Origin of the sequence: Streptomyces sp. R41 (genome assembly GCF_041053055.1) — a bacterium.
Classification (GTDB): domain Bacteria; phylum Actinomycetota; class Actinomycetes; order Streptomycetales; family Streptomycetaceae; genus Streptomyces.
In genome coordinates this window covers 10,183,783-10,198,182 of record NZ_CP163443.1, presented here as the reverse complement: position 1 = coordinate 10,198,182, position 14,400 = coordinate 10,183,783, and the positions used below count along the sequence as shown (strand labels likewise).

At 70.1% G+C, this 14,400-nt stretch carries 13 protein-coding genes; 5 read left to right on the top strand and 8 right to left on the bottom strand.

What is annotated here, in order from left to right:
- The first annotated feature begins 25 nt into the window (after positions 1 to 25).
- From AB5J53_RS46505 to AB5J53_RS46495, 3 genes are all read left to right on the top strand, one after another.
- Entirely contained in the window at positions 26 to 340 is a 315-nt protein-coding gene (locus AB5J53_RS46505) for a DUF1232 domain-containing protein (RefSeq protein WP_369251608.1), read from the top strand.
- Between the two features lie 35 nt (positions 341 to 375).
- Positions 376 to 1,740: a CAP domain-containing protein gene (locus AB5J53_RS46500; RefSeq protein ID WP_369251607.1), complete on the top strand. Its 1,365-nt coding sequence runs from the start codon at positions 376 to 378 to the stop codon at positions 1,738 to 1,740.
- Between the two features lie 188 nt (positions 1,741 to 1,928).
- The gene (locus tag AB5J53_RS46495; protein ID WP_369251606.1) at positions 1,929 to 3,176 is read left to right on the top strand and encodes a serine hydrolase domain-containing protein; all 1,248 of its coding nucleotides are present in this window, start codon (positions 1,929 to 1,931) and stop codon (positions 3,174 to 3,176) included.
- Positions 3,177 to 3,192: 16 nt separating this feature from the next.
- Here AB5J53_RS46495 and AB5J53_RS46490 read toward each other — a convergent pair whose 3' ends face one another.
- The 3 genes from AB5J53_RS46490 to AB5J53_RS46480 form a co-directional block, all read right to left on the bottom strand.
- Positions 3,193 to 5,538, bottom strand: a complete 2,346-nt coding sequence (locus tag AB5J53_RS46490) for a glycoside hydrolase family 65 protein (protein ID WP_369251605.1) — start codon at positions 5,536 to 5,538, stop codon at positions 3,193 to 3,195.
- A complete protein-coding gene (locus AB5J53_RS46485) occupies positions 5,535 to 6,275 on the bottom strand; it encodes an HAD family hydrolase (RefSeq protein WP_369251604.1) in 741 nt (246 codons plus the stop codon). The genes AB5J53_RS46490 and AB5J53_RS46485 overlap by 4 nt, the downstream gene beginning before the upstream one ends.
- Positions 6,276 to 6,346: 71 nt before the next feature.
- A complete protein-coding gene (locus tag AB5J53_RS46480; protein ID WP_369251603.1) occupies positions 6,347 to 6,745 on the bottom strand; it encodes an SgcJ/EcaC family oxidoreductase in 399 nt (132 codons plus the stop codon).
- 64 nt (positions 6,746 to 6,809) lie between these two features.
- Between AB5J53_RS46480 and AB5J53_RS46475 the strand changes: the two genes are divergently transcribed.
- Both AB5J53_RS46475 and AB5J53_RS46470 read left to right on the top strand, forming a co-directional pair.
- Positions 6,810 to 7,130 carry a DUF6191 domain-containing protein gene (locus AB5J53_RS46475; RefSeq protein WP_369251602.1) on the top strand — a complete coding sequence of 107 codons (321 nt, stop codon included), beginning with the start codon at positions 6,810 to 6,812 and terminating at the stop codon, positions 7,128 to 7,130.
- Between the two features lie 50 nt (positions 7,131 to 7,180).
- The gene (locus tag AB5J53_RS46470) at positions 7,181 to 7,876 is read left to right on the top strand and encodes a nucleoside/nucleotide kinase family protein (protein ID WP_369252897.1); all 696 of its coding nucleotides are present in this window, start codon (positions 7,181 to 7,183) and stop codon (positions 7,874 to 7,876) included.
- Here the strand turns inward: AB5J53_RS46470 and AB5J53_RS46465 are convergent.
- The 5 genes from AB5J53_RS46465 to AB5J53_RS46445 form a co-directional block, all read right to left on the bottom strand.
- The gene (locus AB5J53_RS46465; protein ID WP_369251601.1) at positions 7,806 to 9,638 is read right to left on the bottom strand and encodes a hypothetical protein; all 1,833 of its coding nucleotides are present in this window, start codon (positions 9,636 to 9,638) and stop codon (positions 7,806 to 7,808) included. The genes AB5J53_RS46470 and AB5J53_RS46465 overlap by 71 nt on opposite strands.
- Positions 9,639 to 9,644: 6 nt before the next feature.
- On the bottom strand, positions 9,645 to 10,523 hold the full coding sequence (locus AB5J53_RS46460; RefSeq protein ID WP_369251600.1) for a carbohydrate ABC transporter permease: 879 nt from the start codon (positions 10,521 to 10,523) through the stop codon (positions 9,645 to 9,647).
- A 19-nt stretch (positions 10,524 to 10,542) separates the two neighbouring features.
- Positions 10,543 to 11,520, bottom strand: a complete 978-nt coding sequence (locus tag AB5J53_RS46455; RefSeq protein ID WP_369251599.1) for a carbohydrate ABC transporter permease — start codon at positions 11,518 to 11,520, stop codon at positions 10,543 to 10,545.
- A 45-nt stretch (positions 11,521 to 11,565) separates the two neighbouring features.
- Positions 11,566 to 12,897, bottom strand: a complete 1,332-nt coding sequence (locus tag AB5J53_RS46450) for an ABC transporter substrate-binding protein (protein ID WP_369251598.1) — start codon at positions 12,895 to 12,897, stop codon at positions 11,566 to 11,568.
- Positions 12,898 to 13,168: 271 nt separating this feature from the next.
- The gene (locus tag AB5J53_RS46445) at positions 13,169 to 14,302 is read right to left on the bottom strand and encodes an ROK family transcriptional regulator (protein ID WP_369251597.1); all 1,134 of its coding nucleotides are present in this window, start codon (positions 14,300 to 14,302) and stop codon (positions 13,169 to 13,171) included.
- Between the last annotated feature and the right edge of the window lie 98 nt (positions 14,303 to 14,400).

Genomic DNA, 14,400 nt, shown 5'->3' with positions numbered 1-14,400 from the left:
CCCGACGAGCGGACTGGACGGTCTCATGGATTCCACAGCGTGGACGTTGATCCTCGTCGTCGCGGCGCTGGGTGCCGCCGCGCTCGCGGTGGCGATCGCGCTTCTGGTCCGGCTCGTCCGCGCACGCCGCGACCTGCGGCGGGCCGGACTGCCGTCCGGGCCGCGCTGGGTCTTCTGGGGCGCCGTCCTCTACCTCGTGCTCCCGGCCGACCTGCTGCCCGACCCCGTCTATCTCGACGACATCGGCGTGCTGCTGCTGGCCCTGCGGTCGCTGCGCGCCGTACCGAAGGAACCGCTGGCCACGGAACACGGGAACCCGCGTGCGCCGACGGGACGTTGACGTCTGTATCGAGCACCACGTCGACGGGCGGCACCATGAGCGAGCTGGTTCCCGGGGGCAACATGCCCCTGCCGGGCGGCATCCTGACCCTCAGGGTGCCGGGCCCTTTCGACGTGTCGGCACTCATCACCGATGACAGCGGGAAGGTGCGCGGAGACGGCGACTTCGTGTTCTACAACCAGCCGACCGCGCCCGGCGCCCGACTTCAGGGCGAGCACCTGACGATCGATCCACCGAGGCTGCGGCCGGGCGCGAGCCGCGTCACCGTGGTCGTCAGCCCCGCCGACCCCGCGATGCCCCTGGGTCACCTGCCCGCGCCCACCCTGCACGTCAGCGCACCGGACGGTCGTCACCTCGCCCGGTTCACCCCGCCACGACCACAGCGGGAGACGCTGCTGCTGCTCGCCGAGCTGTACCGGCGCGGCACCGCCTGGAAACTCCGCGCCCTGGGCCAGGGGTACGCGGACGGACTGGCGGGCATCGCCCGGGACTTCGGGGTCGAGGTCACCGAGGACGACGCGATGCCGGGCACTCCGCCGGGAGCCACGCCAGGTGCGGCGCCGGGCGTTGCGCGACGTACACCGCCGGACGGAATGCCGGGTGCGGCGCCGGGTGGATTGCCTGACACGGACGGGTTCCTCGGCCTGGTGAACTCCGCCCGCGCCGCGGCCGGTTCCCCGCCCGTGTCGCTCGACGCGCGGCTGACGGCCGCCGCACGGGCCCATGCCTCCGCCATGGCCGCTCGCGGACTCCTCGGCTCCGAGAGTCCGGACGGCATCTCCGTCTACCAGCGGGTCACCTCGGCCGGATACCCGTATCTCACCGTCGGCGAGCACCTGGTCTCCGGCCCGCGCACACCGGGCGAGTTCGTGGAGTACTGCCTCTCCGCCGAGCAGTCCCGGCGCACGCTGTGCGACCCGGTGTTCAGTCAGGCGGGTCTGGCGTACGTCGCCGACGGCCGCTCCGGCGACATGTACTGGACGGCGCTGTGGGCGCGGCCCTTCAGCCCCGCGGAGCTGTCCCGGACAGCGAATGAGGTCATCGCGCTCACCAACGCCGAACGGACCACGGCCGGTTTGCCGCCCCTGTCCGGCGACCTCCTCCTCACCACCGCGGCCCAGGCGCACAGCGCCGACATGGTGGCCCGCGCCTTCTACTCCCACACCTCTCCCGACGGCAGCCGGCCCTGGGACAGGGCCGCCGCCGCTGGCAGCACCCGCCGGACCATCGGCGAGAACATCGCCTGCGGGCAGCGCTCGCCCGCCGAGGTCGTCCGCGGCTGGATGAACAGCCCCGGCCATCGCGCCAACATCCTGAAGCCCGACTTCACCCACATAGGCATCGGCCTCGCCGGAGGCGGCAAGGCGGGCACGTACTGGACGCAGCTCTTCGGCGGCTGACCCATGCGTGCTGCCCGGCAGTGCCTTTCCGCCAATTCACCGATTCGAATTCACCGATTCTGATGCATCCCGGGGCAATGCAACCCGCGCGCCCTTCCGGCGCGTAGAGATGGTGCCGACGCCCGCATCCGCGGCGCGGTTCGTGCCGGGGACGCACACCGGCAGACGGAACTCGGGAGAGAAATCAGATGGTCTCAGGAACGGTGGGCACGGGTACGGCGCTCGGCGCGGTTCTGGTGTCCCTCCTGGCAGCCCCCGCGCAGGCCGCGGCACCCGCGGGCACCGGCGGCACCGACACCGAAAAGGTCGCGGCGGCCGGGGCGTTGGCGCCGCCGGACGACGCGGGGCTGCGCAAGGTACTGCGTACGGCCCTGACGCAGGGAGCCCCCGGCGCGATGGCGCGGATCGACGACAATGGCGGGGTGCACCGGCTGACCGAGGGAGTCGCCGACCGGGCCGGCGGCCGGGCCATCAGCACCAACGACCGGTTCCGCGTCGGCAGCATCACCAAGACCTTCTCCGCCGTGGTGCTGCTCCAACTGGTCGACGAGGGCAAGCTGAAGCTGGACCGGTCGGTCAACAGCTATCTGCCCGGGCTGCTGCCCGACAACGCCATCACCGTGCGCCATGTGCTGAGCCACCGCAGCGGCCTGTACGACTACACCAACGACATGTTCGCCCAGACGGTCCCCGGCTTCGAGTCCGTCCGCAACAAGGTGTTCGGCTACCGGGACCTGGTGAAGCTGTCGTTGAAGAAGCCGCGCACCAATGCTCCGGGCGCGGCCTATTCGTACTCGAACACCAATTTCGTGGTCGCGGGCATGCTCATCGAGAAGCTCACCGGCCACTTGGTGGCCACGGAATATCAGAACCGCGTCTTCAAGCCGCTGAAGCTCACCGAGACCTTCTACGTCCACCCCGGCACCGCGATCCCGGGCCGCCACGCCAACGGCTATCTGACCCCCGACACGGCCGGTGCCGCCCTGGTGGACGCCACCCGGCAGACGGTGTCCTGGGCGCAGAGCGCGGGCGCGATCATCTCCACCGCGCATGACCTGGACACCTTCTACTCCGCTCTGCTCCGCGGAAAGCTCATGTCCGCCGCCCAGCTGACGCAGATGCGCAAGTGGACGACGGTCAACAGCACCACGGGCTACGGTCTCGGACTGCGTCGCCGTGACCTGTCGTGCGGGGTCTCGGTGTACGGGCACACGGGCACCGTGCAGGGCTACTACTCGTACGCCTTCACCTCGAAGGACGGCAAGCGCAGCCTCACCGCGCTGGCGAACACCTCCAACAACACCGCTGTGCTGAACACCATGTACCGCACCCTGGAATCCGCGTTCTGCGGCAAGCCGGCGGCCAAGGACGCTCCGCACAACGCCGCGACCGTGGAGCGGAGCGAGGACATCGCACCCGACGACGCCGGCTACTGACCGCTCGCGCCGCGCCTCACCCCTGACGGTTCGGCCGCCGGTGCGGCGGCTGGTCGGGGGCGGGGCGCAGCCTCTGGGCCGGGATGGGCAGGCCCCGGGGCTTGTCGCCGTCGACGGTGACGGTTTCACGGTAGTGGCGGATCTCCAGGGGCTCTCCGGCAACCAGCGTGTACGTGGCGACGCCGGGTTCGATCTCCACGCGCAGACGGCGGCCGAGGAGTTCCAGGGAGAAGGCGAGGCGGCTGAACCGCTCCGGCAGCCGGGGCGCGAAGTCCAGGGTGTCGCCGTGGTGGCGCATGCCCCCGAAACCGGCGACCAGGGCCATCCAGGTCCCGGCGAGCGAGGCGATATGCAGGCCGTCGCGGGTGTTGTGTTCCAGGTCCTCCAGATCCATGAGCGCGGCCTCCACCAAGTAGTCGTAGGCGAGACCGGGATGGCCGGCCTCGACCGCGATCACGGCCTGGCAGCAGGCCGACAGGGAGGAGTCCCGGACGGTGAGGGGCTCGTAGTAGGCGAAGTTGCGGGCCTTGTGCTCCTCGTCGAAGAACGGGCTGCACTTGTACATCGCGAGTACCAGGTCGGCCTGCTTGACGACCTGTTTGCGGTAGATGTCGAAGTACGGGAAGTGCAGCATCAGCGGGTACTGGTCGGGCCGGGTGGCGGCGAAGTCCCAGCGCTGGTAGCGGGTGAATCCGGCGTGCTGTTCGTGGACCCGGAGGTCGTCGTTGTAGGGGATGTGCATGGCGTCGGCGGCGTCGCGCCAGGTCGCGCTCTCCTCGGAGTCGACGCCCAGTTCCGCGGCCCGCCGCGGGTGACGCTCGACGATGTCCGCGGCGGCCAGGAGGTTCGTACGGGCCATGAGGTTGGTGTACGTGTTGTCGTCGGCGACCGCGCTGTACTCGTCGGGTCCTGTCACCCCGTCGATGTGGAACTTCCCCTGGTGGTCGTGGTGGCCGAGCGAGCGCCACAGGCGTGCCGTCTCGACCAGCAGCTCGACCCCGGTGTCGCGTTCGAAGCGCGCGTCGCCGGTGACGGCTGTGTAGCGGACCACGGCGTCGGCGATGTCGGCGTTCACGTGGAAGGCGGCCGTGCCGGCGGGCCAGTACGCCGAGCCCTCCGAGCCCTCGATGGTCCGCCAGGGGAACGCGGCGCCCCGCAGGCCGAGTTGGACCGCCCGCTCGCGTGCGGCGGGCAGGGTGTTCTGGCGCCAGCGCAGTGCCTCGGCGACGGCGCCGGGCGAGGTGTAGGTGAGCAGGGGCAGGACGAAGGTCTCGGTGTCCCAGAAGGCGTGGCCGTCGTATCCGGAGCCGGTGAGCCCCTTGGCGGGTATCGCGCGCTGTTCGGCGCGGGCGCCGGCCTGCAGGACGTGGAAGAGGGCGAAGCGGACGGCCTGCTGGATCTCCTCGTCGCCCTCCACCTCGACGTCGGCGCGCGCCCAGAAGTCGTCCAGATAGGCGTGCTGTTCGTCGACGAGCGCCTGCCAGCCGCCGTGCTCGCCCGCCGCGAGCGCCGCGTCGACCTGATCGCGTACGGCGGGCAGTGACCGGGTGCTCGACCAGCCGTACGAGACGAGTTTCTCCAGACGCAGCTTCTGGCCGGGTGCCAGGAGCGAGGTGACGGTGAGCCGGGCGACGTCGTCGCCGCTCTCGCTGCTCGTGGTCGTCGACTCGGGCCCATGGACGACGTGGTCCGCGGCCGCGGCGACCCGCAGTCCACTGCGCCGGGTGCGGTGCACGAGCCGGAGCCGCCGACCCGCCGCGAAGTGCTCCTCCGCCTCCAGCGGCGCCTGCAGGGCGACCGCGGCCCGCGGGTCGCCGTTGCGGTCGGGCAACTGCTCGTTGGCCACGAGTTCCGACTGCACGACCACGCGGACCCGGGCGTCGACGGCCTGCACCTCGTACGCGACGGCGGCGATCGCCCGCTGGGTGAAGGACACCAGCCGGGTGGAGCGCACCCGGACCGTGGAGCCGGCCGGCGAGGTCCACTCGCAGGTCCGGGTGAGCAGGCCGGTGCGCAGGTCGAGTACGCGTTCGTGGGAGCGCAGTCGTCCGTAGCGCAGGTCGAACGGCTCGTCGTCGACCAGCAGACGGATGATCTTGCCATTGGTGACGTTGATGACCGTCTGGCCGGACTCCGGGTAGCCGTATCCCGCCTCGGCGTAGGGCAGCGGGTGGACTTCGTGGACGCCGTTCAGATAGGAGCCCGGAAGGCCGTGGGGTTCGCCCTCGTCGAGGTTTCCGCGCCAGCCGACATGGCCGTTGGAGAGGGCGAACACGGACTCGCTCTGCGGCAGGAGGTCGAGGTGGAGGTCGTTCTCGCGCAGGGTCCAGGGCTCGACGCCGTACGACGTGTGGGTGATCACGCCCGCTCCCCCAGTTCCGCCAGATCCCGTACGACGATGTCCGCGCCGTGCGCGCGCAGGGCGGCGCCCTGTCCGACGCGGTCGACTCCGACGACGTACCCGAAGTGGCCGGAGCGGCCCGCGTCCATGCCGGCCAGCGCGTCCTCGAAGACGGCGGCTTCCGAGGCCTCGACGCCGAGGTCCCGCGCGGCGGCCAGGAAGGTGTCCGGGTGCGGCTTGCCGGGCAATCGTCGCTCGGCGGCGACGACGCCGTCGATCGTTACGTCGAAGAGGGACTCGGCGCCGACCGAGCGCAGGATGTCGCGGCAGTTGGTGCTGGAGGAGACGACCGCGGTCCGCAGCCCGCTCGCGCGCACCGCTTCGACGTAACGAAGCGTGCTGTCGTACGCCTCGACGCCGTCGCTGCGGATCAGCTCCAGCAGCAGGTCGTTCTTGCGGTTGCCCAGGCCCTGGACGGTCGTGCGGTCGGGTGGGTCGTCGGGCGTTCCCTCGGGCAGTTCGATGCCGCGCGAGGCGAGGAAGGTGCGGACGCCGTCGGCGCGGGGGCGTCCGTCCACGTACTCGTCGTAGTCGGCGGCGTCGTCGAAGGGACGGAAATCGTCGCCGTCGCGCTGCCGCAGAAAGTCGTCGAACGTCCGCTTCCAGGCCGCCGCGTGGACGACGGCGGTCTTGGTGATGACCCCGTCGAGGTCGAAGAGGCAGGCCTGGATTTCTTTGGGAAGACCGAGCTCTGTCATACGTGAAGTGTGCCCCGGGGGCCCGCGGCCAGTGGGTGGCGGGGGCGAGCGCCACTCCGCATCGCGTCGGATCAGTCGTGCGGATACGAATGGTGCTCGTGGGCGACCCTCCAACGCCCTTGTTCCTTGCGCAGTCCGAGCGTGAGCCGCAGGCGGAGGTCGGGCTGTTCGGCGAACTCCTTCGCGGTTCCGCAGCGCAGCAGGGCGTGCGCGTACGCCACGTCCTCGCCCGCGGTGACATCGAGGGACTCGATCTCGAACGACGCGCCCTGCGCCTGCCACTCGAAGAACGGCGGCCAGGTGTCGCGGTACGCGTCGATGCCGTGTACGCCTTCGTAGGGCGGCGGCACGTCGTACATCACGATGTCGTCCGTGTGGTCCACCAGCACGCCGTCGAGGTCACGCTGGTGAACGGCGGCGGCCCAGCGCTCGATCAGGGTACGGATCTGTTCCTGGTCATTGTCGTTCATGGTCCATGCATGCCCCGTCCCGTCCGGGACTTCTCAACCACTGCTCGACACGGATACTGGGGCCATGCAATTCGCCGTCTTCATGACCCTGCCCGGCCTGGTCATCCTGCTGACCGTGGTGGCCTTCGCGGATCAGCTGCTGCTCCGGGCCGGGCGGGCAGGACTGCTGCCCTGGCGGAACAGTGCGCGGCAGGGCCAGATATCCGCGACCGGGTTCGAGCAGCTGCACGCGAGTCTGTCGCCGGGCAAGCAGAACGAGCTCAAGGAACGGCAGTCGGCGCTGCTGATGCGGGACGACGCGGAGGACGGAGCGCCGCCGAACCGGACGACGGTCGATCTGGACGGTGGGACCGCGGTCGTGCGGATGCCGCGGGCCGGCCGGTAGGAGTGGCGTCGGTGGAAGCGGAACAGGAAGCCGGGGAGACCGGGGCCCGCATGACCTTCGACGATCTCCTGGAGCGCGCGGCATCGCTCGTGCGTCCGGGGCAGCGCGCCCTCCTCGGTATCGCCGGCAGCCCGGGCGCGGGCAAGACGACGCTCGCCGAACGCCTTGTGAGCGGGCTGAACGCTGCCGGGCCCGCCTGGGTCGCCCATGTGCCGATGGACGGGTTCCATCTCGCGGACGTCGAGTTGGACCGCCTGGGCCGCCGCGACCGCAAGGGTGCCCCCGACACGTTCGACACGGCGGGCTACGCGGCACTGCTGCGCCGGCTGCGCGAGGACGGGGACGACCTCGTCTACGCGCCCGGCTTCGAGCGGACCCTGGAACAACCGATCGCGGGTGCCGTCCCCGTGCCCCGCACCGCCCGCCTTGTTGTCACCGAGGGCAACTACCTGCTCCTTCGGGATGCCGCCTGGGCTCGCGCGCGGGCGCAGCTGGACGAGGTCTGGTTCTGCGAGCTGGACGAAGCCGAACGCGTACGGCGTCTGGTCGCACGGCACGAGGAGTTCGGCAAGGACCACGACACGGCGGTGGCGTGGGTGCTCGGCACGGACCAGCGCAACGCCGACCTGGTCGCCGCGACACGGGAGCGCGCCGACCTGGTCGTCGATGCGGCGGTCATCGAGGGTGGAGCTCCAGTTCGGGTTCCCCTCGCGGATCGCCCGCGGGATCGCCGATCCGTGCGGTGAACGCCTCGGTGCGGATGGTCAGTTCGACCGAGTCCCGCTCGAAGGCGGGGGTGAAGGAGCCGCCGGGGCCATAACGCACCGCGAAGACGTGCAGGTCCTCCGGAGCGCCGGGAGCCGGGTCCGCCTCGAGGGCCGTGGAGGCGACGAGGTGTCGCCAGCCGTCGTCCGGGTTGCCGTAGCCGCGCGGGTCGGCCGCCAGGGCGAAGGCCGCCAGCTCCTGGGTCGTCTCCGAGCGCGCGTCGAAGTGGTCCACGCTCTCCGCCCGCGGGTGCGTCAACCGCAGTGCACCGGCGGACGTCATGTCGGACTCCGCGGTTCGGCGCACCCGGTCGCCGTCGTCCGTGGCGTACGGCAGCCCGGCGAGCAGGTACGGAGTCCCGTCGAGCCGTTCCACGGCGACCGTCACCCACAGGCTCGTGCCGTCCGTGACGTACAGGGACCTGAGGTGGCGCAGGACGTGGTCGCGGCCTACGACCGGCTTGGTGACCAGCTTGGCCGTCAGCGTGTCGGTACGGAGGTCGCGTACGCGGACCTCGCCCATGGGGCGGCACAGCAGGAAGCCGTCGGCGACCGGTCCGAAGCCGTGCTGGCGGTTGACCGCGGCGGGCAGGTGGTACGTGCCCGCGGCCTCGACCAGCGACGGGGTCATCCGGTCGTCGAAGGCCACCGAGACCGTGCCCGCGCGCAGTTGGTGGCGCGCGGCCGAGGTGGACGGTGTGCGGTGCCAGCGTGTTTGGTCCTGGATCTGCCAGACCAGCATCCAGGCGAAGTGGCCGTCGACCCCGCCGTCGGCCTTGACCGCGTGCCGGCCCCAGCGGGTGTCGCCCCGGTAGCGGCCCAGGTCGGAGCCGATGCGGGCACTGAAGTAGCGCAGGCCCAGGACCGACTCGAAGCCGGAGTGCTGCTCGCTGTAGCGGGGGCCGCCGTTGTCGAAGCCGCCGCCCGTGAGGCGGGCGTCGATGTAACGGGCGAGCGCGTCACCGTCCTCGGCGAAGACCTCCTCACCGCTGACCCGGTGGGCCTGGGCGAGGAAGGAGAGGGAGATCGGGCCGTAGTTGTTGTCGTAGGCGCCGCCGTGCTCGGGGGGCAGAAGGGCACCCCGGTCGCGGACGCGGTGGGCGCGGATCTCGTCGAGGTACAGGCCGATGGCCCGCGAGCGGACCGACTCGCCCTGCGGCGACGGCAGATGACGCGCCAGCATCAGTCCGCCGACCACGCAGCCGATGGCCTGGTTGCCGGCCTCCTGCGGGTTGAAGAAGGTCGCCTCGCTCAGCCAGCGCCAGTAGCCGCGCGCCACCTCCAGCAGCTCCGCACGCTGGTCTTCGTCGATCAGGCCGTCCGCCGTGTCGAGGACGTTGACCGCCTGGAGCAGCGCCCACACCGTGCTCGGCCAGTCACCGATGGGGTGTGCCCCGGCCTGAAGGACGTAACGGGCGTACGGGAGGCCGGAGTTGCGCACCTTCAGATTCGGGTAGCCGGGGTTGTCGTCCCGGTACACCCGCTCGCGCAGATGGAAGGCGAGGCTGCGCTGCACCGCCTCCGGCAGACGCGGGTCCCTGGTGCGTTGCCAGGCGAGCACCAGCAGGGACGTGATCCCGAGCGAAGTGTCGCCGATGTCGTCCAGGCAGTCGGGGTGTTCCAGGTTGCCCTCCGGCGTCAGCCGGGCCAGGGCCTGCTCGGCGACGTCGGCCAGGACAGCGTCGTAGGCCTCCGGGGTGTCCGGCAGGTCGTGCAACGGCCCGCGCTGGTGAAGGAGATGCACGTGCTCTCAGCCCTTCATACCGGAGGTCGCCAGGCCCTCTACCAGCCTCTTCTGGAAGACGAGGAAGCAGATGAGCGTGGGCAGGAGCGCGAGTGTCGACATGGCGAACATCGCGCCGTACGAGGAGCCGCTGGTCTGGTCGAGGAACAGGGTCAGGCCGAGGGGCACGGTGAACTTGTCGTTCTGCTGGAGGTAGACGAGTTGGTGGAGGAAATCGTCGTACGTCCAGATGAAGGTGAAGATCGTGGTGGTGACCAGAGCCGGCTTCATCAGCGGCAGGATGATCTTCCAGTAGATCTGGAAGGGATTGGCACCGTCCATCATGGCCGCCTGGTCCAGCTCGCGCGGGATGGAGCGGATGAACTGAACCATCAGGAAGATGAAGAAGGCGTCCACCGCGAGGAACTTCGGCACGATCAGCGGCAGGTAGGTGTTGATCCAGGTCAGGTTGTAGAAGATCGTGTACTGCGGGATCAGGACGGCCTGTGTGGGCAGCATCAGCGTGCCGAGCATCAGGCCGAACCAGATCTTCCTTCCGCGGAACTCGAAGCGCGCGAAGGCGTAGGCAGCCAGCGAGCAGGAGATCACGTTGCCGATCACCGCGCCGATCGTGACGATCAGCGAGTTGGTGATGTAGAGGGAGAAGGAGTTGCCGGAGCCGCTCCAGCCCTCGGAGTAGTTGTCCGGGCGCAGCGCGTTCGGGATGAGCCCGGGGTGGGTGAAGATCTCGGTGTCGGGCTTGAGCGAGCTGCTCAGCATCCACAGCAGCGGGTACAGCATGACGACCGCGACACCGATGAGCACGGTGTGGATGAAGATGCGGCGGGTGCCGGTGGCCGAGCGGAGCTTCTGCAACGGCGACGTGGACGGGGTGATGGCGGACATGGGGTGAAGGACTCCTCGCTCAGTCGTCGTAGTGGACCCAGTAGCGGCTGGCGATGAAGTTGACCGCCGTGAAGCCCGCGATGACCAGGAACAGCACCCAGGCCAGCGCCGAGGCGTACCCCATCTGCAGGTCCGTGAAGCCCTTCTTGTACAGGTAGAGGGAGTACAGCATGGTCGAGTTGAGCGGTCCGCCCGAGCCGTTGCTGATCACGAAGGCGGGCGTGAACGTCTTGAACGCGTCGATGATCTGCAGGACGACGTTGAAGAAGACGATCGGGGTCAGCAGGGGCAGGGTGATCTTGAAGAACCGGGTGACGGGCCTGGCACCGTCGATCGCGGCCGCCTCGTAGACGTCCTTGGGCAGCTGCTTCAGACCGGCGAGGAAGATGACCATCGGGGTGCCGAACTGCCAGATGGCCAGCAGGATCAGCGTGTACAGCGCGGTGTCGGGGCTGGAGATCCAGTCCTGGCCCTTGATGCCGAACCAGGCGAGGAAGTCGTTGAACAGGCCGTCTCCGCCGAAGACCTGCCGCCACACGATGGCGACGGCCACCGCCCCACCGAGTAGCGAGGGAAGGTAGAAGGCAGCCCGGTAGAGGCCGATGCCCTTCAGGTCGCGGTTGAGCAGCATCGCCACACCGAGGGCGAGTGCGAGCTTCAGCGGCACCGAGACCACGACGTACAGGAGCGTGGCGTGCACCGAGTCCCAGAAGACGGGGTCGTCGGTGAACATGCGGTCGTAGTTGTCCATGCCGACCCACTTGGCGGGGGTGAGCAGGTCGAAGTTGGTGAAGGACAGGTACAGCGAGTCGAGCATCGGGTAGATCGTCAACCCGAACAGGCCGACGAACCAGGGAGCCAGGAAGAGGTAGGGCCACCACCCCCCGCCCCGCCGTCGGGCGAGGCGGCGGCGCATGCGGTCGCGCTCCCGCTGGTCGGACGGGGTCGCCGGAGCCGGCGGCTCCTTCACGACCTCGTCGGTCTTCGCGGTGGTCATACTCATCTCCCTGGCCCTCTCCCGATGTTCGGATGCGCCGCGCCTCTACTGCGCGAGGACGCCGGCCGCCTGGTCGAAGAACTCGCCGAGCTCCGCCTTGATCGACTTCTTGCCGAAGGCGACGGCGAGGTTGGCCTGGAACAGCAGATCCCAGATCTGGTCGGCGCCCTGCGGCGGGGGCACCGGAGCGGGCAGGGCGTTGGCCGCCTTCGAGACGCGCTGGGAGATGTAGTCGGCGTTCTCCATGTTCAGCTTGTCCGTCTCGGTCAGACCCGAGGAGATGAGCTTGCGGGCCTTGTCCGTCGGCGGGATGCCGCGCAGCAACTGCATGTCCTTGATCGCCGTCGCGTCCTGCGCGAAGAACGACATGATCTTGACGGAGTCGGCGACCTTCTTGCTGGCCTTGGTGGCGCTCAGCAGTACACCGCCGTTGACGAAGTTGCCCTCGCGGGCGCCGGAGAAGTCGCCCTGCGGGGTGGGCAGGAAGTCCAGCTGCGCGTCGGTGATGGAGCCGCCCGCGCCGTAGACGCCGGAGTCGAAGGTGAACAGGGCCTTGCCGATGACGACCGCGTTCTTGGTGAGGTCGTTGTGCGCGGCCGAGGTGATCGCCGGCGGCGGCGAGGCGTGGGTCTTGCGCATCTCGGCCCAGTACTCCCACCACTCCTGAAGGGTGTCGGAGGTGAAGCCGAGCTTCTTGCCGTCGTCGGAGAAGAAGGTCTGGCCCTTCTCCCGGGCGAAGATCTCGAAGCACTGGAGGGTGGAGCCGCCGCCGTCGTCGACGCCGTAGATCTTGCCGCCGCTCTTCTTGTAGACGTCCTGGGCGATCTTCTTCAGGTCGGCCCAGGTCCACTCACGGTCCGGCAGCTTCAGACCCAGCTTCTCCAGGCCACTGCGGTTGACGGTGAGCTGGTTGACGCCTATGCCGGACGGGACGCCGTACAGCTTGCCGTCGACGGTGCCGGCGGCGAGGAGCGTCTTGGAGAAGCCGGTGAGGTCCAGGGTCTTGCCGACGTAGGAGTCGAGCGGGGCGAGGACTCCCTTACGGGCGTACTGGGCGACCAGCGCGGTGTCCATCTGGAGCAGGTCGGGGGCGCTGCCGCCGGCGACGTTGGTGTTGAACTTGTCGAAATAGCCGTCGTAACCCTGGTAGCGCTCCTCGATCTTGATCTTGGAGTTCTTCTCCTGGAAGTACTTGAGCGCCTTCTTATAGGCGTTGTGACGGTCGTCGCTGCCCCACCACGTCATGGTCAGCTTGCCGCTGGTGGTACCGGCTCCGGTGCCTCCACCACAGGCGCTGAGGATGCTGCCGAGCGCGCCGGCGACGGCGAGACCGCTCGCGGTGCGGAAGAGGGTTCTGCGCGAGATCTGGTGACCCACCGGGTCCTCCCTGGATGTGCGTGAAAGATTTCCCGGCCGGTCGCTGCGGCACGGGTGCATGGTGCTCGGAATACGCCTCCCGGGGGCACGGCCTCGCCCGGCCGCGCCGTCCTGACGGGTGGGATCCCCGGCCTCCAGGGCCGTCGCCGCACGAGCACGCCCTCGTGCGGTTGCCGTACGTCGCGTACGGCCGGGACGCTCACCCCAAGCCGGCGTCCCGGCCGGCTTAGAAAGCGCTTGTCCGGACATTGGCAGACCGAGTCGGAGGCCGTCAATCCTTCGCCCCCGCGGTCTCGGTCACGGTTTGGACTCCCCGGGCGACCGCGAGCCGGGCGGCGCCGACGACGGTGCCCAGGTCCCCGAGCGTGCTGCTGACCACTTCGGTGGGCCAGCTCAGTCGCGCCAGTTCGGCCCGTACACCGGGCAGGATCTGCGGATCCGCGCCGGTACTGCCGCCCAGCACGATCAGTCCCGGATCCAGCACGGCGGCCACGGCGGCGGCGAGCCGGCCCACGTCGGCGGCATGGCGGCCGACGACGGCGCAGGCCGTGGCCGAGCCCTCCCCCGCGAGGGCGAAGAGCCGCTCGGTGGTGCCGGGGCACGGGCCGTCGGCGTCCTGCCAGGCCTCCGCGACCCTCCGCAGGAGGGAGCGGGCGCCGACGTGCTCCTCCAGGGCCTCGCGGCGCGGCTCACGGCCGGCGTCCCAGGGGTAGGGCAGCCGGGCCACCTCTCCGGCGGCTCCGTTCGCTCCGCGCAGCACCTGACCGCCGATGACGACACCGAGGCCGATACCCACGCCGATCCGCAGATAGCCGAAGGTGTCGCGACCTCGGGCGGCGCCCTCGTGCAGCTCTGCGAGCGCGGCGCAGTTGACGTTGTTCTCGAGGTGGAGCGGAACGCCCGGCGGCAGCGAGACGGCCATGGCGTCGAAGACGGGCCCGGCCTTGGCGGTGGCGGGGCGTATGCCGGTGCCCTCCCGGTCCCGCGCGGTGACGTCGCCGACGGCGACGACGATGGTGCGCAGGGGAGCACCCGCGGGCAGCGCGGCAAGGGCCTGGCGTACGGCGTCGGCGGCCTCCGCCCGGGAGCCGGTGGCCTCGGCGAGCAGGGTGCCGTCCAGGGCGCAGCCGCGCACCCGGGTGTGGGCGGGGCCGAGATCGACGGCGAGCACGGCCCCGGCCGCCGGTCCGAGGCGGTAAACGGCAGCGTTCCGGCCCGTGCCGCTGGAGGCGGTGCCGGAGTGGGCGGCGAGCCGGGCGCTCTCCAGTTCCGCGACGGCGGAGGACACCGTCGGCTTGGACAGGCCCGCCAGGCTCGCGAGCTGCGGCCGGGTCGCGCTGCCCGCCCCGGCCAGCACGGCGAACACCGCGCTCGCGCTCTCGGTCAGGCGGTGGGCTTCCGCCACATCGTGTTCCACAGTTCTCCCACAGGTCACGGGCCGCTCCCGGGACGAGGGTGTCTACGGGATGCGGCGATGGGATGCCCGGCATCACACGTTCCCGC

What these genes read in the sequence shown, in the direction of transcription:
- AB5J53_RS46485 (WP_369251604.1), bottom strand. Translation starts at nt 6,275, where the DNA reads ATGACAGAGCTCGGTCTTCCCAAAGAAATCCAGGCCTGCCTCTTCGAC.
- AB5J53_RS46460 (WP_369251600.1), bottom strand. Translation starts at nt 10,523, where the DNA reads ATGTCCGCCATCACCCCGTCCACGTCGCCGTTGCAGAAGCTCCGCTCG.
- AB5J53_RS46495 (WP_369251606.1), top strand. Translation starts at nt 1,929, where the DNA reads ATGGTCTCAGGAACGGTGGGCACGGGTACGGCGCTCGGCGCGGTTCTG.
- AB5J53_RS46480 (WP_369251603.1), bottom strand. Translation starts at nt 6,745, where the DNA reads ATGAACGACAATGACCAGGAACAGATCCGTACCCTGATCGAGCGCTGG.
- AB5J53_RS46455 (WP_369251599.1), bottom strand. Translation starts at nt 11,520, where the DNA reads ATGACCACCGCGAAGACCGACGAGGTCGTGAAGGAGCCGCCGGCTCCG.
- AB5J53_RS46500 (WP_369251607.1), top strand. Translation starts at nt 376, where the DNA reads ATGAGCGAGCTGGTTCCCGGGGGCAACATGCCCCTGCCGGGCGGCATC.
- AB5J53_RS46475 (WP_369251602.1), top strand. Translation starts at nt 6,810, where the DNA reads ATGCAATTCGCCGTCTTCATGACCCTGCCCGGCCTGGTCATCCTGCTG.
- AB5J53_RS46470 (WP_369252897.1), top strand. Translation starts at nt 7,181, where the DNA reads ATGACCTTCGACGATCTCCTGGAGCGCGCGGCATCGCTCGTGCGTCCG.
- AB5J53_RS46505 (WP_369251608.1), top strand. Translation starts at nt 26, where the DNA reads ATGGATTCCACAGCGTGGACGTTGATCCTCGTCGTCGCGGCGCTGGGT.